Origin of the sequence: Rathayibacter sp. AY1F6, assembly GCF_002932035.1 — a bacterium.
Classification (GTDB): Bacteria; Actinomycetota; Actinomycetes; order Actinomycetales; family Microbacteriaceae; genus Rathayibacter.
The window spans coordinates 1-15,372 of record NZ_PSVD01000036.1 but is presented as its reverse complement, the minus strand read 5'-3'; the positions used below and the strand labels follow the sequence as shown (position 1 = coordinate 15,372).

Here is a 15,372-nt window from a genome sequence, read left to right as displayed (position 1 = left end):
CCCCCGACCTCAGGACACCGTGAACCCTCAGGACACAGCGAAAGCCCCCGCCTTCCCCTGGATCGGCCTGCTCACGCTCGCCGGCGCTGTCTTCGTCTCCGTGACGAGCGAGTTCCTCCCGACCGGGCTCATCCCTGACATGTCGCGCGACCTCGGCGTGAGCATCTCGCTCACCGGCCAGCTCGTCACGATCTTCGCCGCGACCGTCGTCGTCGCGACGACTCCGCTGACCCTGGTGACCCAGCGCTTCTCGCGCAAGAGCCTCCTCCTCGTCGCGCTGTGCACCATCGCGGTCGCCAACGTCCTCGCCGCGCTCGCCCCCACCTTCGGGCTGCTCATCGGCGCGCGCATCCTCGGCGGGCTCGCCCACGGCCTCTTCTGGGCGATCGTCGCCGCCTACTCCGCGCACCTCGTCGCTCCGGAGCAGCTCGGCCGCGCGACCGCGATCACGGCGGGCGGCGGATCCGCGGCCTTCGTCCTCGGCGTCCCCCTGGGCACGGCGCTCGGGCATGCGTTCGGCTGGCGGCCCACCTTCGCGATCCTCGGCGGCGTCGTGCTCGTGCTCGCGCTGATCGTGGTGAAGTTCCTGCCCGCGGTCGACCACCACATCCCGCTGCGGACCGGCGAGATCCGCCTGCCGGCGCGGAAGGACCGGACGCTCCCCCGCATCATCGGCGTCTGCGTCGTCATCCTGCTGGTGCTGATCGGCCAGAACACCCTCTCGACCTACATCACGCCCTGGCTCGAGAACGCCTCCTTCGCCCCCGACACGGTGCCGCTCGTGCTCTTCGCGTTCGGCGGCGCAGGGGCGGTCGGACTCGTCCTGGCCGGCTTCGCGACCGACCGGTTCCCCCGCTCGGGCTTCGTGGTCGCCGCGATCGCGGTCGTGCTGGCGCTCGCGGGCCTGGCCGTCGCCGCGGGCACCGGCGCCGCCACGGCCGTGGTCGTCGCCGCGGTGATCTGGAACATCGCGTTCGGCGGCATCCCGGCGATGCTGCAGACCCGGATGCTGCGCACCTCCTCCTTCCAGCTGCGGAGCCTCGCCGCGGCGCTCCAGACGACGGCGTTCAACATCGGCATCGGCGGCGGCGCGGTCGTCGGCGGACTGGCGATCGACGCGAGCGGGCTCGACGTGCTGCCGTGGGTCGCGATCGTCATCGTCGCGGTGGGGCTCGTCGTCAGCCTGATCGTCGACGCCCGGGCGACGGCGGCGGTGCGGGCGGAGGCGGTTCCTACCCGCTGATCGTGTTGATGACGGAGGAAGAAAGTGCTCCGGCGCATGCCGATCCGCGCGTTCACGCTCGAGCTGGAACGATCTTCCTCCGTTGTGAAGACGGCGGCCTCCGGCTTCGTGGACACGGCGGCGTTCCTCCGGCGCGAACACCGGGATGTCGTCCGCACGGCCGACGCGGCGGCGCGGGGAGCAGGGGATACGGTCGAGGGATGAGAGACGGAACCCGATGAGCCCGAGCACCCTCGAGCCGCCGCTGACCCTCCCCTACTACGGGGCTCCGCCGATGGCGGCGCTCCGCCGCTTCTTCGGCAACTACCTCCGCTTCCGCGGGAGGGCGAGCCGGGCCGAGTACTGGTGGATCATCCTCCTCGGCAGCGTCCTCACAGGGCTGCTGCAGCTGGCCGACGGCGGTCCGTGGCGCCTCGACTTCACGCTGACCCCGTACCCGAGCGGCGCGCCGTTCCAGACCTTCTGGGTGTCGCTCGCCGCGGGCGCGATCGCCCTGGCGACGTTCCTCCCGTCGCTCTCGCTGATCTGGCGGCGACTGCACGACGTGAACCGCAGCGGGCTGTGGATCCTCGCGATCCTCGTGCCGATCGCCGGCTACGTGTTCCTGCTGATCCTGTTCGTACTGCCGCCGCGGCCGGAGGGCGCGCGGTTCGACTGAGCGGCGGACGCCTCTGCGGTGGAGTGCCGGACCCGGCCGACGAGTCAACGGCCGGCAGACCGGCCGGCGCCTCGACGGGCGCACCAGGCCGCCACCTGTAAGCGCTGGCGCATCGGATGGAAACCTCCGCGGGTCGCCTGATACCGTGCTGCGCAGGTCAGGGTCTCCGCGCGCATGTCTGGGCGTGAGCGCTAGGAATCCGGCCGCACACCTCGGCCCATTCGACGAGAACTCGAGATACTGCACAGCAGTCCTCTTCGCCGGAGACGGTGGAGGAAACCTCCGGACCTCACGAGTCGACGGACGGCCTGGAGGCCCTTTGTAAAGGCGCAGCGGGGCCGTGGGAGCCCCCCGCCTCATCCGGGTCGGCTCGGGGCTCCAGGAGCCTCACCGCGAGCCGGTCGGTCGCAACGACCGCCCTCGAAGACGCGCCGCATCAAGTGACCGTTGGGCACTCGGCTTCACTGCTCTCCCTCAGGGAGCGGAAGGGTGACGTCGACGGCGCGCAACTCCGTCATGTTCGAGCGCTCGACCGCCCGGTAGACCGCCGAGCGCGTCGCCCCAAACTGCTCCGAGAGCTCGGCCACGATGTAGTTGCCCTAGCGGCACTCCGCCACCAGGTGCGCCTCGATCTTCGGGAAGCGCTTCGGCTGGCGGCCGCGCAGGCGCCCCTTCGCCTTCGCGATCCGCATCCCCTCGCGCGTGCGCGACCGGATCAGGTCGCCCTCGAACTCCTCGATCATCGCCAGCACGTTGAACAGCAGCCGGCCCATCGGGTCGTTCGGGTCGTGCAGCGACCCGCCGATATTCAGGCGCACTCCCCTGCGCGCGAGCTCGTCCACGACGTCGCGTGCGTCGGTGGTCGAGCGGGTGAGCCGGTCGAGCTTCGTCACGAACAGAGTCGAGCCGGCGTCGCACGCCGCCAGGTCCTCGCGCAGCGCGGGCCCCTCGCGGTTGCTGCCGGTGAGGCCGGCGTCAACGTAGATCCGCTCCGCCGGCACACCGGTCGCAAGCAGCGCGTCGCGCTGCGCCTGCGCGTCCTGCTTATCCGTCGAGACGCGGGCGCCTCCGACAAGCTCATGACGTCCGCCTACGACCACAAACCGGGCCTCAGACCGACCGCCCCTCTACGGACCTCGAGCTGATCGCGGTCAAGATCGCGCTGAACCTCGCGTCATCGGCGGCCTTCATACCGAAGAACGAACGGTCACCGTAGGGGGCGAGCACGACCGATCCGCCCTCCTCGAGGACGACCTCGATCGATCGCCGGGTGAAGAACCGGTCGAGCAGCGGAGTCGGCCGGACGGACGCGATTCGCGACCACGGGAAGGTGACCCGCCGCGCATTCGCCTGCGACAGGATGCTCAGCCCGGTCTCGTCCAGGTGAACGACCGGGTACGACCCCATGCTGACGTCCGGGTCCAAGCCCCTCACCAGCGACCGCAGCTGCTGATGGTAGACGCACGCGAAAGCCTCCCCCGAAGCCCCGGGATCAAGTTCCGCCACCCTCCGCGCGGATCGCCCGGCTGACGCCCTCGCCCAGAGGAAGAGCCCCACCGCCAAAACCACTAGAGCCCCATCGATGACAGCGACCACCGAATATGACCCGCTCCGGCTCAGAACGAAGAAGTGCTGCGCGACGACGGCACCGACCGCGAGCACGAGCGGAAACCAACGAACCCGGAGAGCAGGAATCGCAGAAACGGTCACGGCATTGGTCATTTGTTCCTCGCTTGTCGCCGAAGTAGCGCCGCAGTCTTCCAGTCCAGATGCGGCTCGCCTGCCTCCCGCAGGATGACACCGGTTCTCGAATCCACCGTAGGAACCGTGATGCGCCCGAACCCCAGGGTCGTGTAACCGGCTTCCTTCTCAGCGGTGACCCTGGATGTGCCGATCGCGAGACAGATCATTGACCAAGCGAGAGCGGCGAAGAACAGCACCAGCGGCACGAAAAGGGGCAGACGCGATCCCGGAGGAAGGACCGCGAACCCGATGACGAGCCAGATCCAGGCGATCGCCTGGGCGAGAGTTCCCCACCCGGTGTTGAGAATACGTGTACGCGCAGACCACCCGGGCAGCACTTCCACCCTCCCCGGCACCAGCGCAGGTTCCCTCTCCGCCCCCGACATCACGCGCCCTCCGTCGACAGCGCCAGGGCGACGGCCCCAGCGGCGCGCGCATCAGCCCGCTGCACCGCCCGATAGACCGTCGAACGCGCGACCTTGAACTCCGCCGCGAGCTCGGCAACGGTGTAGTTCCCGGCACGATGCTCTGCGACCAGATGCGCCTCGATCTTCGGCGACAGCTTCGGCTGACGGCCACGCAGACGCCCCTTGGCCTTCGCGACCTTCATCCCCTCACGCGTGCGGGCGCGAATCAGGTCCCCCTCGAACTCCGCGACCATCGCGAGCACGTTGAACAGCAGCCGGCCGATCGGATCCTCCGGATCATGGACCGACCCCCCGATGCTGAGCTTCACGCCGCGGCGGGTCAGCTCATCAACGATGTCGCGAGCGTCTGTGATGGACCGCGCGAGCCGGTCGAGCTTCGTCACGAGCAGAGTCGATCCGGCGTCGCATGCCGCCAGCGCTTCCCGCAGCGCGGGACGCTCGCGGTTCCGGCCCGTCAGACCGGAATCGACGTAGATCCGATCGGATGGGACGCCGGCCGCCCGGAGTGCGTCGCGCTGCACGGTCGCATCTTGCTTGTCGGTTGAGACGCGGGCGTATCCCACGAGAGCTGCCATGCGCTCAGTGTGTCAGTTGACGCCCCATCATCGGGCATTTCATCGGGCGGGTCTATTGCGACAAACAGCGCCGCGAGATTCCGGTCTCATGCGCGGCCATCCTGGGCGGACGGATGACGACCCTCTAACGGGACGGCCTGAGCAGTCGACCCGAGATGGCGATGCGGAAGAGCAGGGTTTAGCGATGGCGCACCCCGCTCCTGTGACTATGCCTTTCACTGGCATACGCTGCGTGCTCGCGCAGCCGAGCAAGGCGGGTCCTGCGTGCTGGGCAGGAAAACCGGTCACTCTCTACACTCGGGGCAGCGGCAGGGAGGGGGCCCGATGGCAACTGCGCCCGATCCTGCCTCGGCGATCGCGCACGCAGGCTTGGCGGGTATCGCAGTCGGCGCCGTCGCCTTCGCCGGATCGCTCCTCGCCGTGCCGTTGCTGTACGCCGGGTACGCCGGTCTGGCCGCGTTCGTCCTCCTGCCGCTCATCGCCACTGCGCTCCTGCTGATCGTGTCCCGGGCCGTCACGGGTCGCCTGCATGCCGGCGCAAATCTCGTGCTCGGTGCGCTGCTGACTCTTGCGACACTCGCCGCCGTGGTCACACCGCTCGTGACCGATGCCCCGCCGCTCCCGGCTCCCCTCCTCGCCGCCCTTCCGCTGCTGCTCGGCGCCGTGGCGGCATTCGGGTCGCTCGTCGTCCATCCGGGTCGCGCCCGAATCGTTGGAGCCGTGGCGACCGTAGCCCTCCTCGCGACAGTGGCATCGCCCGTGGTGCAGACGGTGCTCGGGCGGTCCGCTGCCGCGCGCGCTTCACAGGAGGCGGAGTACGAAGCGCGGCTCGATTCGTCCGTCGTGCCGTTCGAGTCCGATCGGCTCACGACGACGGCAGTCGTCATCGGGCAGTACGAGTCCTCCATCCGGGCGTCGGAGGATCCTCTCGCGCGACAGGACACCGACTACCTTCCCGACCCGGGCGACATCACGATCCTCACGAACCGCTTCAACCCGGAGTTCTCGCTCGAGAGCCAGGTCTGCAGCCTGTACACGAATCCCGAGCTGGCGGGGACAGCGGGGAACACCTGCGACCGTCGGGACGACGGCGTCTGGGTGCTCGAGGTGGATGGCTCCCCGATGCTCGCCCGACTCATCGACAACGCCGTGGTCTCCGTGGCAGGCGCGGACCAGGAGCGACTGGAGGAGTTGCTCGCCGCGGTGGTGCCGATGGAGCAGGACGAGTACGAGCGCCGGCTCCGCCTCGCCTTCGAACGGGATCTGCGCGCATAGACACCCGTCGTACCGTCGACCACCTCATGCAGCGCCTGCCCCCAGTGCAAATACCGTCGCGACCCGTTACCAACTAGGAGAACCCGTGTTTCTAGCGTTCCTCGCCGGCGCTCCCGCCGTGATCGGGATCCTCTGGCTCGTCAACCTCTCAGGCGACGGGTCCGAAGAAAAGGTGCGGCAAGACACCTGCATCGGCGCCCTCGTCGCCAGCCTGCTGTTCATCGTCGGAGCCGTCATCTAATGGTTCAGGCCCGTGGATATGAGCAACGATGCTCAGGGGTCCTTCGGCGCTTCCGCCTTCGCCGTCGCCGCGCTGCTCGCCAGCGGCATCATCGGCCTCCTCCTCACCCTCATCCTCTGGCTCACGATGCCAGGAAGGGTAGGCGCGGAGCGCGACTAACGCCCGGTCGTTGCTCGAACGACGATTCGATCGGAAGGCTTTCCCACCACTGGCTCCGCAGAGACCCCTCGGCACGGTGATGAGAATCGCGCCCTGCGTAGGCTGAGCGACAGTTCGACGGACGGAGCAGCACGAACCATGACAGACACGAACGCGATCGGTCGGCTTTCGGCCGTGGTCGCTGCGACCGGGCTCGTTCTCGCCCTGGCCGGCTGCACGGCACCCCTCGATGGAACCTCCGTCGCCAGTCCCTCGGCGACGTCCGCCGCTCCCAGCCTTCCTACGAGCACTCCCACGGACGATTCTGATGCAACAGACTCTCCCGCCGCCCAGTCGCTTCTGGAGCAGCTACCTATCCGTACAGCACTCGAGAGCGTGTCCAACGACGCGAGCGGTGATCTGCTGATCGAGGAGCGAGATGACGGGACAGTGTGGCTGTCTCTCAGTGGGCTGAGCCTGACCAGAGCAACCGAACCGCGGGTCTTCGTCACGAGCGCTCCGCTCGAGGACAACGACGGCGAGTTGAGGTTCCCTGTGGACGTAGGGAGCGAAGTCGGCTCGCTGACAGCAGATGCTGACCAAGAGCTGCAGATCTTCGATCCCGAAACGATCGGCAACATCGAGAGCATCCTGATCCTCGGTGTCGGTGATCCTGGCATCCGACAGCTTGCAGCCGCTCGAGTGTCGCCCTCCAGCACGGAACAGTGACGCCGCAGCGCCGCGAACGGAGGCCATCGCCAGGCACCGGCACCGGCCTTCGCGTGGAGAGCACGCTCGCCGCGCTCTCCTACGAGGTGACCCGCGTCATGAGCAGCTCCTGCAAAAACGGGCAGCACCCATTCGACCCGCTCCTTCGGCCGACGGGGCACGAGGGAACGCCGGATGCCTGATCCCAGCGCGATTATCCTGGTGCCCTTAGCCATCATCTGGTTCTTCGTGACCTACTGGCCGATCATCTCCGTGGTGTTCGTCGTCCTTTTCGTCATCGTCGGGTTCGTGGTCCTCATGCGCCGTGAGGCGCAACGCGGCGGCAGATAGGAACTGCGCGACACATCCCCGAAGGTCGCCGCGCTGAAACTTCGTGTCCAATGGCGCGGTGCGGTCGAGGATCACCTGCGCGATCCGCGCCCGCCGAACGATCCCCATACGGGACGCGCCAATAGCGAGGATCAGCCGACTGGGGTCTGGCTAGGGTGTGGCCATGACCGACTACTTGCCGAAGGTCTGGATCTGCGTCGTCTTCGCATGCTGTTGCGCGTTCCTGGCTCTCGCGTTCCTCGCCAGTGCCGTCCTCGGGCGGTGGCTGTCGCTTGCCTGGGCCGCCCTCGCGATCGGAGGAGTCGTATTCTTTGCGCAACGAGCACAGCGCCTGCACAGGATGAACAGACAGCAGTGAGTACCGCACAACGCACTGGTCCGTTCCTCTACTTCGGGGAGCTCGCTCAGGCAGGCGGCTGGTTAGTCGCTGTGATCGCCGCTCCGGCAGCCGTCATATGGCGTCGCGAGCTCCGTGCCTGACGCCCTGCCGGCCGGGACGCAGCAGCTCACTGAGGGATCCCCATACGGGTACCTAGCCGCACAACACGGGGAGGCGTGGCTTGTTTCGTAGGCTGAGCCCATGAGGTCAGCACTTCGGAGCGCAGCCGGCGGCGCCGTCATGCTGATGGCCCTCGCCGGAGGTCTGGTATCGCTCGGTGCCGGGTGGATCATCGATGGACGTGAGCCCCCAGCCGTTCAATGCGAGAGCGGCCCGTACCCGCGAAAAGGCGGACCGTTCCACGAAACGACCCGTATCACCGGATCGGTGACGATCTTGCCCCTCGGGGTGGACTGCACCTACGACGTCGACGGAGACGAGGTCGGCCCGCAGACTCTCCGGCACCCGAACATGCCCGCCACTGCAGGTTTCCTGGGCAGTGCGCTCACTTTCGCTACCGGAGCAGCGCTCCTCGTCGTCGGGACCGGTCGGACAGAACCCGTCTCTGCCGACTGATGCGCCCGACCACGGCGACTCGCTCAGCCATCCCCCGCCGGGACGAACTATGAGGCGCCGGTCGGCACGGTCAGTACGGCGCCCATCACAGTGACTGCTGCGAGCAGGGCGCCGACCGGGACGGCCCAACGAGGCCGGTAGGCGCCGATGATGAAGGTGCAGAAGGTCAAGAGCGCGCCCACTCCGACGAGTGCGAACCAGCAGGCGAGCGGCCACGCCGGCCCGGCAAGGCAGTCGATGGGCGGGTCGTGAACCTGAAGGAACGTGCTGCGGTAGTTGCCCGTGCAGTCGAGGAAGATCAGCCAGTTCGTCACCGCGCCGAGCCCGGCGAGGACGACGGTGACGATGGCGCCGATGACACCGGTGAAGGCGAGGAGTGTCGCGATGGTGTCAGACGCCGTCGTGTTGACCTGGCGGCTCATGTCCGGTCCTCACCGTCGATCGTTCTGGATGAAGGGGGCTCCGGGTGAACGGGTGCACGGACGAGCCATGCAGTGATGGCCGGCTGAACGAGGGCTCCTGCCGCGAGGAGGAAGAATCCCCACCCCTCGAGAATCCCGATCGCCATGATCAGCACGCCGACGCCAGTCGACGCGCAAGCGCCGATCACGCCCATGACCACCGAGGTGGTCACCGAACCGCGTCGAGCATTGAGGACGAGCTGCGCGTCACGGCGCCGGTCACGATCGCGAAGTCGGATCGCCGGGATCGCGACGACAGCGAGCAGCAACACGAGAGAGAGCCAGGGGAACAGCTCCCACGCGAACGCGTCACGAAGCAGCAGATTCCGCGAAGTCACAAGCAGAGCCTAAGGAAGCGGGGGAACACGGCCCACGACGGATCGCGCCCCAGGACGCCGCTACGCGATTCCCATTCGGGACGGCGGCTGTCGCCTCAGCGCAGGGTAACCGCTCGTGCATCGTCAGACGGTTCCAGCGGGAGGCGAACTTCATCGTGGATGGTGGAGGACGGCGGCGCGCCCGCTGAGGAAACTAGGGTGGGAATGCGCCTCGAGTTCGGCGCTACGGAGACCCGGGGCGCTGGCCTGGCTCTCCCTCGACCGTAACGGTCCTCCCCTGCATCGCAGGCATACTCACCTCGATAGGAAATTGGCCGCATGCAGAAACGTCGGGTCAGCCGGGCCACCTTCGCCACCCTCTTCGCCCTCACCTTGGCGGGGTGCAGCGATGCGAACGTTGCAGCACCCTCAAACGCCGTACCGCAGCAGGCAGCAGCTCCGGGACAAGGAACCGAGCCGGCCTGGCCGGATCGTCCCTGTGGCGCCGATCACCTCTCGGCACGGTTCGTGGCCGACCCAAACTTGTCGCAGGCCGGCGCAGAGCGGTTCACGATTGTGCTCACTAATACGTCTGACTGGTCGTGCTCGTACTACGGATGGCCCGGCGCGCTGCTCCTTGATGCGAACGGCGCCGTACTGACCCGCAGCGAACCGATGACCATGGCCTTCTCTCCGGGTGCGCTGGCGCCCGATGAGGCCGCTCACCTTGAGGGACAGCTCACCGCGGCGGATGCGTACGACTGCACGCCGACGGTCCCTACAACCATTCGAGTGGTGTTCGCCGAGGGTGACGATCGCCAGGGCGTTGACGCCTCCACTCCTCTCCTGGTCTGCGATGAGGACCGAACAGAGCTGATGATCGGCCCCTTCCTTCCGGGCTCATGACAGCGCCACAGGAAACTACAGAGCATCCCTCGCATCTCGCCCTGCTGGTACGTCGGTCTTGACGACCGTCGCCCCTCACCCGGCCCGGCTAGACCCTTTCAACACGGGCGTTCTCCAGGTCACGGCCACCTTCGCGACGATCAGCTGACGAACCCCGCCTGACGCACGTCCCGCCCCAGTAGTGGCGCCATGTCTTCCCCGCCCGCGAGTCGCCGGGCGGATCAGATGGGCCGCAACCTATGCGCTGGTATCGTTTCCGCTTCGAGTGCGTCTCCCAGTTTGCGCTCCTCCTCGAATTGGACCACATGCTCGCCCTCACGATCGTGACCCCGACCTACAACGAGTCGGACACCATCTCCGACTTCCTTCACCGCTTGGCTGCCGCTGCCGCGAAGGAGCCGGACGTCGCCGTCCGATCTGCGATCGTCGACGACTCGTCTCCCGACGGGACCGCGGACGTCGTTCGTCGACTCAGTGCGGCACTAGCAACTGATAATTTTTCGGTCACCGTGTTGCAGCGCAAGCAAAAGGAGGGCCTTGGAGCCGCCTATAGGTGGGCGTTCCGGAAAATTCTTGGTGAGAGCACTCCACCAGACTTCATTATTCAGATGGACGCTGACCTCTCGCACGATCCAAAATACATCAGCGACCTTCTTCGCGAGGCGCGCGACGGCGCCGATTTTGTTGTCGCTTCACGATACATCCCGGGTGGCGCGACTCCTGATTGGTCGCTCACTCGCCGGGTCTTGAGTCGTGGAGGAAACTTGTACGCGCGCATCTTTCTCCGCTCCCGTCTGACCGATTACACCGGGGGCTTCAACCTCTTCAGCCGCGAACTCCTGGAGCGACTCGACGTCAACACCATCACCGTCGACGGCTACGGATTTCAGATCGCACTAAAGCACAAGGCATCCGTCCACGCGACACAGATCCGCGAGGTACCCATCGTCTTCCTCGACCGCGCAGTGGGTACATCCAAACTTCCGAAAGACACGATGTTGAAAAGCCTCATTCTCGTACCCCGACTCCGCCTCAGTAAAGGTGAAAAGCGGTGACAATTTCCATCCACGCGCAGCAGCCTGACGTATTGAAGACGAGCCAGGCCAGCAATAACAACAAGCTCAGGCCCTCCCGCCTTCAATGGTTGAGCGGCTTCGCCGGAGAGCTCGCGGCACTGGTAGTGGTCGTCGCGATCGTTCTCGTTCCCCTGGGACGCATGGCCGGCAGCCTGTGGAGCGCCATCCTTCTTTACAATGGCGACTCTTTGGTCCTACCGCTTCTGTACGAGTCCATCTCGTCGAACGAGCCGTTCGAGTGGGTGTTCTCCTCGCAGCTCTTCTTCTTCCCGGAAGCAATCCTCTACTCCGCCATCGCCTTCTTCTTCGAGGATCCGCGCGCAACCATCATCACGAACTCAGTCGTCAACGTCCTTCTCTTCTACGCCTTCACGCGCCTCATCGCACGTTTCGCCCTCCGCCAGCAGCGCCACCGTCTCATCGAAATCATGTCTTCACTTGTCGCTGTCGGTCTGCTGGTCGCCTTCTGCCTCCTCGAGCCCGAGCCCAATGTGAACGGCTCGGCGATCGCAACCCTCTTCCTGTTCAACACCTACTATCAGGGTGTGATCATCGTGGGCGCTGGCGTCCTCGTTCTCACCCTCTGGGCGCTTCGGGCTACGGCAGGCCGGCGCAGGCGGACCAAGGCCCTCGTTGCGGCTACAACCCTCAGCGCCGTCGTCACGGCCGCCGTCACTCTTTGCGATCCCCTCTACCTCCTTCAGGTGACTGTTCCCCTGGTCGCCGCCTTCACCATCCTCTGGTTCACCTGCCACGTGAACTGGCGAACGTTCGCACTCCTCTGCGGAACAAATGTTGCCGCCGCCCTTGTAGGTCTTTGGGCGAGGAAGTTCTTCCAATCCTTCCTCTCCATTTCTCTTGACAAATACCTCGATATTGAGAAGATTCCGTCGAGCCTCACTCTTCTCGGTAACACACTCGACGAACTGATGGCGACGTCGCTCGGTCTTCTCAAATTGGCTCTCTGGATAAGCCTGATAGCGCTCGCACTTCTTTTCTTCGCGTACGCGCTTTTCGCCCAGAGTCGCCCGCGCCTTCGCCGGACCGTCTCGACCGTCGAACTTTTCATTGGGTCTTTCTCTGCTCTTTCGGCGGTCACCATGACGCTGGCGTTCATTGCGACAGGTTCGCAGACAACTCGATACTTGCTTCCGCTTTTCCTCTTTCCGCTTCTCTCTGCGACGATCGTCGTCCTGCACATCTGGAGGCGGATCGCGCCGCTACTTCGACGCGAGAGTACGCGCCACCGGGTCAACCTCTCGCTCAGATTTGTTAGCGCCGTAGGAGCCGCAGGCATACTCGTAGCAGGCGGAGTTTCAGCTCCGGCGGTATACGCAATGTCGACCGGTGCGGACTACGTTGGTGTGGACTGCTTCAACAATGCAGTCGCAGACACTTCCACATCAGGCGTGGGCTCTTTCTGGGTAACACGACAGTGGGATCTGTACGGCGCCGAACGCGGCGACGTACTGCAAGTGAAACACGATCTCACAGTAGAAGACTGGATGATCAATCTCGCTTCTTACGAGAACGAACGCTTCTCCTACGTCATCGTCGACCCTTGGAACGGAGTCGGAGTGGATTCCATTGCACCGCTCGGTGAGCCGGCAGATGCAACGCAGTGCGGCGACTTCACCATCTACGATTTTGCCGGAACCCCAGGAGAACAGCTTCTGACCGACACAATCGCTGAGAGCACTGAGCAGACTCTCGAGGACCACGGCTTTCGATCTTAAGGCCACTCGTAATTTCCCCGCGATCCTCCTGGCACCCTTGAACCTCGGTTAGCTGTTGCAAATCTACTTGCCGGTCATTTCGGCGGTTTTGGTCGTTATCGGCCTGTGGGCCTCACGTGCGGCGAGGGGCGCAACGCTAGGGCAGGCAGGGACCGCAGCGTACACATTCAAGGCCGCGACAATGCTCAGGTGGCAGCTTGAACCAGGAGCTGGGCAGCCATGCCAGTGAGGACGATGAGCCCGACGCCCGTCCACGGGATCCACGCGCTGACCCCGCGCGGCCCGACTTTGAAGAGGAACGCCGCGATCACAGCCACGGAGACGCCGAGGGCGCCGAAGAAGCCGACCGCCATGCCCGCATCAGCCAGTCCGCGGTCGCAGGGCCTCGCGCTTGCGCACGAGTCCGTCGCGAAGGCCATCAGGACGCTGCTCAGCATCGTCCACAGGGTGGCCGGCAGGAGCACGACGACACTGAGGCCGACCGCCCACCGGTTCGCTCGGTCGCTGGAGTCGTCCACGCCCGTCACCGTACGCCCTCCGAACCGACGTCGTCATAGCCCGTTCATCGGGGCGACGACGCTGTCCCTCCTCGGGTAGTCACACCGTGGTGTATAGGCTCGCAGCAGCCGGTCATCGGCTTCCCGTGAGGAGAGAGCTGTGCGCCCTGCCAGAGTGCTTGTCCTAGCCCTGAGCGCTGTGTGCGTCGCGGGAGCCGGCGCAGCGGTGATCGCCGGCCTCGCATCCTCGTCGTCGCAGAACGAGGCTATCTCGACGGCACTGATCTCAGACCTCGAGCACCGGAACGCTCAGAGCCTGGTCGAAGGATCGCCGCAGCTCACCGGCCTCGGCGTCCCGGAATCGACCTCGACGCCGGGGCGGCTTGCGGTCATCATGGAGGATGACGCCCGGCTGCGCGTTCAGCGAGACCGCTACCTCGAGCTCGGGGAGTCCTTCACGGCGTTCGAGACCGACGTGTCGCTGGACTCGGTGCAGATCACGGGCGACTCGGCCACGGTGACGTTCACCGAGAGCACGACCCTTCAGCGGAGCCCGTACGAGACCGGCGAAGCGGCTCCGGAGTACGCCTACTCGTTCCCGCAGGAGGCGACGCTGCGCCTACACGCGGGCACCTGGTCAGTCGACACCCTCACGCACGAGACGGCGCACACCCCGGCAGACTTCCCGGAAACCGTCGCACCGGACGTCTCCCCCACCAGCTGACACGGCATCACTCCCCAGGAGCATCGCCCGGACCTGACCGGTGAACGCTCGAGACGCGGAGTGGCGGTGAACTGCGCAGCAGCATCCAGCTCGGATGACGCTCGGGCAGTGCGCAGGTGGCTCCACCGTGGCGGTGCGGTCGAGAAGTGGGGATTTTGCTGACGCCGCACGCGCCAGACCGGCGGGGAGCCGTCGGTGTCGCCCTGCTCTCGGCCGCGACGCACAGCGCGGCAGAGAGCAGCACCCGCCGGCTCAGCAGCCCGCTGAACCATCCCCATATGGGACGCGACGCTGGGAACGTCGAGGAGGATGGCTGTTATGCCAGTCGTCTTCGATGGAACCGTGTGGACGCACTACTCCCAGCTGCAACTCACAACCGGCGCTGCGTCGGTTGAGGATCCTCGTGATGCGTTCGACGGACAAGAGAATGGGCTGTGCGGAGCGAGTTTGCCCGGCGCCCTCTTCATGCGGACAGGTATCCACACCGGGTACGTACAGGTTCGAGTCAGCACGTTGGACACAGCGCCTGAGCTCGGCTTGTGGGAGGAGATCGTCGAGGCGAGCTTCCAGCCCGAAGGACCGGATGCGGTGCTTAGCGGATGGTCTGGGGACTCCGCCGCGTCGTTCCAGCTCACGGCGTCCGCCTATCGGGCCCGGTGGTGCGCTTCCGGCATGGAAGAGGGCCGGCGACAAGATGTCGCCGACGAAGCGCATCCGGCGCCTGACCGGTACGCGCTGTATCTGTGGCCGGCGCCTGCCTCGGCGGACGCGGTAGTGCGGCGAACCTCGGCAATTGCCGCGTACTGGCACAACGACGCCTCTCCGCGCAGCTAGCTTCACTAGGGCGATCGCTCGTTCGGTGAACGATCTCCAGCAGCGATGCGGGTGAGAGCGGCACACCTAGACTCCTGCGCATGACTGCTTCGTCATCCGTGGACGTGTCGCGGCGCCGACGTCGTCCGGCTCGTCGCCGCCTGTCCTTCTTCGGCGTCTTGGGTGAGCTGCTGATGACCGCAGGGGTGCTCGTTCTGCTGTTCCTCGCCTGGCAGCTGTGGTGGAACGATGCGGTGATCGCAGGGCGGCAGGAAGATCAAGCGGCCGAGCTGCGCCAGAGCTGGGGCGATGACGCGCCGTCCGCGGAGGCGCCGTCCGAGCCGACCGCTGAGCCGGCCGTCCCCGGTGACCCGGTGATCGCGCCGGTCGCAGCTCTGGACACCACGTTCGGCAACCTCTACATCCCCCGGTACGGCGAGGGGTGGGTGCGCACGATCGCTGAGGGCGTCGACGCGGAGAACGTGCTCGACGTGGGCAGCATCGGCCACTACCCGGGAACGCAGATG

General features: G+C 66.1%; 21 protein-coding genes and 1 pseudogene. 15 read left to right on the top strand and 7 right to left on the bottom strand.

Annotated features, from left to right (window positions below; genetic code table 11):
• The 3 genes from C5C44_RS16410 to C5C44_RS16405 all read left to right on the top strand — a co-directional run.
• The coding region (locus C5C44_RS16410; protein ID WP_219812278.1) for an MFS transporter at positions 1-1,243 on the top strand (1,243 nt) is incomplete at its 5' end.
• 36 nt (positions 1,244-1,279) lie between these two features.
• Positions 1,280-1,447 carry a hypothetical protein gene (locus tag C5C44_RS17175; protein WP_181074925.1) on the top strand — a complete coding sequence of 56 codons (168 nt, stop codon included), beginning with the start codon at positions 1,280-1,282 and terminating at the stop codon, positions 1,445-1,447.
• A 13-nt stretch (positions 1,448-1,460) separates the two neighbouring features.
• Positions 1,461-1,901, top strand: a complete 441-nt coding sequence (locus C5C44_RS16405; protein WP_104250042.1) for a DUF805 domain-containing protein — start codon at positions 1,461-1,463, stop codon at positions 1,899-1,901.
• A 461-nt stretch (positions 1,902-2,362) separates the two neighbouring features.
• Here C5C44_RS16405 and C5C44_RS17490 read toward each other — a convergent pair whose 3' ends face one another.
• The 4 genes from C5C44_RS17490 to C5C44_RS16385 all read right to left on the bottom strand — a co-directional run bounded on the left by C5C44_RS17490 (position 2,363) and on the right by C5C44_RS16385 (position 4,647).
• Positions 2,363-2,488, bottom strand: coding sequence for a hypothetical protein (locus C5C44_RS17490; RefSeq protein WP_258061582.1), 126 nt, complete (start codon positions 2,486-2,488; stop codon positions 2,363-2,365).
• 12 nt (positions 2,489-2,500) lie between these two features.
• A complete protein-coding gene (locus C5C44_RS16400; protein WP_308471007.1) occupies positions 2,501-3,001 on the bottom strand; it encodes a recombinase family protein in 501 nt (166 codons plus the stop codon).
• A 10-nt stretch (positions 3,002-3,011) separates the two neighbouring features.
• Entirely contained in the window at positions 3,012-3,623 is a 612-nt protein-coding gene (locus C5C44_RS16395) for a hypothetical protein (RefSeq protein WP_104336216.1), read from the bottom strand.
• 406 nt (positions 3,624-4,029) lie between these two features.
• Positions 4,030-4,647 (bottom strand): recombinase family protein, encoded by a 618-nt coding sequence (locus C5C44_RS16385; protein WP_104336214.1) that lies wholly within the window; start codon positions 4,645-4,647, stop codon positions 4,030-4,032.
• A 264-nt stretch (positions 4,648-4,911) separates the two neighbouring features.
• Between C5C44_RS16385 and C5C44_RS16380 the strand changes: the two genes are divergently transcribed.
• The 6 genes from C5C44_RS16380 (at position 4,912) to C5C44_RS16370 (ending at position 7,718) form a co-directional block, all read left to right on the top strand.
• Positions 4,912-5,922 (top strand): hypothetical protein, encoded by a 1,011-nt coding sequence (locus C5C44_RS16380; RefSeq protein WP_146078521.1) that lies wholly within the window; start codon positions 4,912-4,914, stop codon positions 5,920-5,922.
• 85 nt (positions 5,923-6,007) lie between these two features.
• Complete coding sequence (locus tag C5C44_RS17170; protein WP_181068414.1) at positions 6,008-6,163, top strand: hypothetical protein; 156 nt, start codon at positions 6,008-6,010, stop codon at positions 6,161-6,163.
• Positions 6,164-6,181: 18 nt separating this feature from the next.
• Positions 6,182-6,322 (top strand): hypothetical protein, encoded by a 141-nt coding sequence (locus tag C5C44_RS17165; RefSeq protein WP_181068415.1) that lies wholly within the window; start codon positions 6,182-6,184, stop codon positions 6,320-6,322.
• 138 nt (positions 6,323-6,460) lie between these two features.
• Entirely contained in the window at positions 6,461-7,030 is a 570-nt protein-coding gene (locus C5C44_RS16820) for a hypothetical protein (protein WP_146078522.1), read from the top strand.
• A 174-nt stretch (positions 7,031-7,204) separates the two neighbouring features.
• Positions 7,205-7,360 carry a hypothetical protein gene (locus C5C44_RS17160; protein ID WP_181068416.1) on the top strand — a complete coding sequence of 52 codons (156 nt, stop codon included), beginning with the start codon at positions 7,205-7,207 and terminating at the stop codon, positions 7,358-7,360.
• A gap of 163 nt (positions 7,361-7,523) precedes the next feature.
• Entirely contained in the window at positions 7,524-7,718 is a 195-nt protein-coding gene (locus C5C44_RS16370; protein WP_146084371.1) for a hypothetical protein, read from the top strand.
• Positions 7,719-8,362: 644 nt separating this feature from the next.
• On the opposite strand, the gene C5C44_RS16360 is transcribed toward C5C44_RS16370, so the two are convergent.
• Positions 8,363-8,737 (bottom strand): hypothetical protein, encoded by a 375-nt coding sequence (locus tag C5C44_RS16360; RefSeq protein WP_104308759.1) that lies wholly within the window; start codon positions 8,735-8,737, stop codon positions 8,363-8,365.
• On the bottom strand, positions 8,734-9,114 hold the full coding sequence (locus C5C44_RS16355) for a hypothetical protein (protein ID WP_104308758.1): 381 nt from the start codon (positions 9,112-9,114) through the stop codon (positions 8,734-8,736). The genes C5C44_RS16360 and C5C44_RS16355 overlap by 4 nt, the downstream gene beginning before the upstream one ends.
• Positions 9,115-9,432: 318 nt before the next feature.
• On the opposite strand from C5C44_RS16355, the gene C5C44_RS16350 reads away from it, so the two are divergent.
• From C5C44_RS16350 to C5C44_RS16340, 3 genes are all read left to right on the top strand, one after another.
• Positions 9,433-9,999, top strand: coding sequence for a DUF4232 domain-containing protein (locus tag C5C44_RS16350; RefSeq protein ID WP_104308757.1), 567 nt, complete (start codon positions 9,433-9,435; stop codon positions 9,997-9,999).
• Between the two features lie 305 nt (positions 10,000-10,304).
• Positions 10,305-11,054, top strand: a complete 750-nt coding sequence (locus tag C5C44_RS16345; protein WP_104308775.1) for a polyprenol monophosphomannose synthase — start codon at positions 10,305-10,307, stop codon at positions 11,052-11,054.
• Positions 11,051-12,811: a hypothetical protein gene (locus C5C44_RS16340; RefSeq protein ID WP_104308756.1), complete on the top strand. Its 1,761-nt coding sequence runs from the start codon at positions 11,051-11,053 to the stop codon at positions 12,809-12,811. The genes C5C44_RS16345 and C5C44_RS16340 overlap by 4 nt, the downstream gene beginning before the upstream one ends.
• A gap of 185 nt (positions 12,812-12,996) precedes the next feature.
• Here C5C44_RS16340 and C5C44_RS16335 read toward each other — a convergent pair whose 3' ends face one another.
• A complete protein-coding gene (locus tag C5C44_RS16335) occupies positions 12,997-13,329 on the bottom strand; it encodes a hypothetical protein (RefSeq protein ID WP_146084370.1) in 333 nt (110 codons plus the stop codon).
• Between the two features lie 373 nt (positions 13,330-13,702).
• On the opposite strand from C5C44_RS16335, the gene C5C44_RS16815 reads away from it, so the two are divergent.
• The 3 genes and pseudogenes from C5C44_RS16815 to C5C44_RS16320 form a co-directional block, all read left to right on the top strand.
• Complete coding sequence (locus C5C44_RS16815) at positions 13,703-14,032, top strand: hypothetical protein (protein ID WP_146084369.1); 330 nt, start codon at positions 13,703-13,705, stop codon at positions 14,030-14,032.
• 318 nt (positions 14,033-14,350) lie between these two features.
• The gene (locus tag C5C44_RS16325) at positions 14,351-14,866 is read left to right on the top strand and encodes a hypothetical protein (protein ID WP_104234405.1); all 516 of its coding nucleotides are present in this window, start codon (positions 14,351-14,353) and stop codon (positions 14,864-14,866) included.
• 80 nt (positions 14,867-14,946) lie between these two features.
• Positions 14,947-15,372 (top strand): annotated as a pseudogene (locus tag C5C44_RS16320) (class E sortase); the annotation flags it as partial.

Coding starts and splice junctions, on each gene's coding strand:
- C5C44_RS16385 (WP_104336214.1), bottom strand. CDS start 4,647: ATGGCAGCTCTCGTGGGATACGCCCGCGTCTCAACCGACAAGCAAGAT.
- C5C44_RS16395 (WP_104336216.1), bottom strand. CDS start 3,623: ATGACCAATGCCGTGACCGTTTCTGCGATTCCTGCTCTCCGGGTTCGT.
- C5C44_RS16405 (WP_104250042.1), top strand. CDS start 1,461: ATGAGCCCGAGCACCCTCGAGCCGCCGCTGACCCTCCCCTACTACGGG.
- C5C44_RS16370 (WP_146084371.1), top strand. CDS start 7,524: ATGACCGACTACTTGCCGAAGGTCTGGATCTGCGTCGTCTTCGCATGC.
- C5C44_RS16820 (WP_146078522.1), top strand. CDS start 6,461: ATGACAGACACGAACGCGATCGGTCGGCTTTCGGCCGTGGTCGCTGCG.
- C5C44_RS17175 (WP_181074925.1), top strand. CDS start 1,280: ATGCCGATCCGCGCGTTCACGCTCGAGCTGGAACGATCTTCCTCCGTT.
- C5C44_RS16350 (WP_104308757.1), top strand. CDS start 9,433: ATGCAGAAACGTCGGGTCAGCCGGGCCACCTTCGCCACCCTCTTCGCC.
- C5C44_RS17165 (WP_181068415.1), top strand. CDS start 6,182: ATGAGCAACGATGCTCAGGGGTCCTTCGGCGCTTCCGCCTTCGCCGTC.
- C5C44_RS16345 (WP_104308775.1), top strand. CDS start 10,305: ATGCTCGCCCTCACGATCGTGACCCCGACCTACAACGAGTCGGACACC.
- C5C44_RS16815 (WP_146084369.1), top strand. CDS start 13,703: ATGGAGGATGACGCCCGGCTGCGCGTTCAGCGAGACCGCTACCTCGAG.
- C5C44_RS17160 (WP_181068416.1), top strand. CDS start 7,205: ATGCCTGATCCCAGCGCGATTATCCTGGTGCCCTTAGCCATCATCTGG.
- C5C44_RS16325 (WP_104234405.1), top strand. CDS start 14,351: ATGCCAGTCGTCTTCGATGGAACCGTGTGGACGCACTACTCCCAGCTG.
- C5C44_RS16360 (WP_104308759.1), bottom strand. CDS start 8,737: ATGAGCCGCCAGGTCAACACGACGGCGTCTGACACCATCGCGACACTC.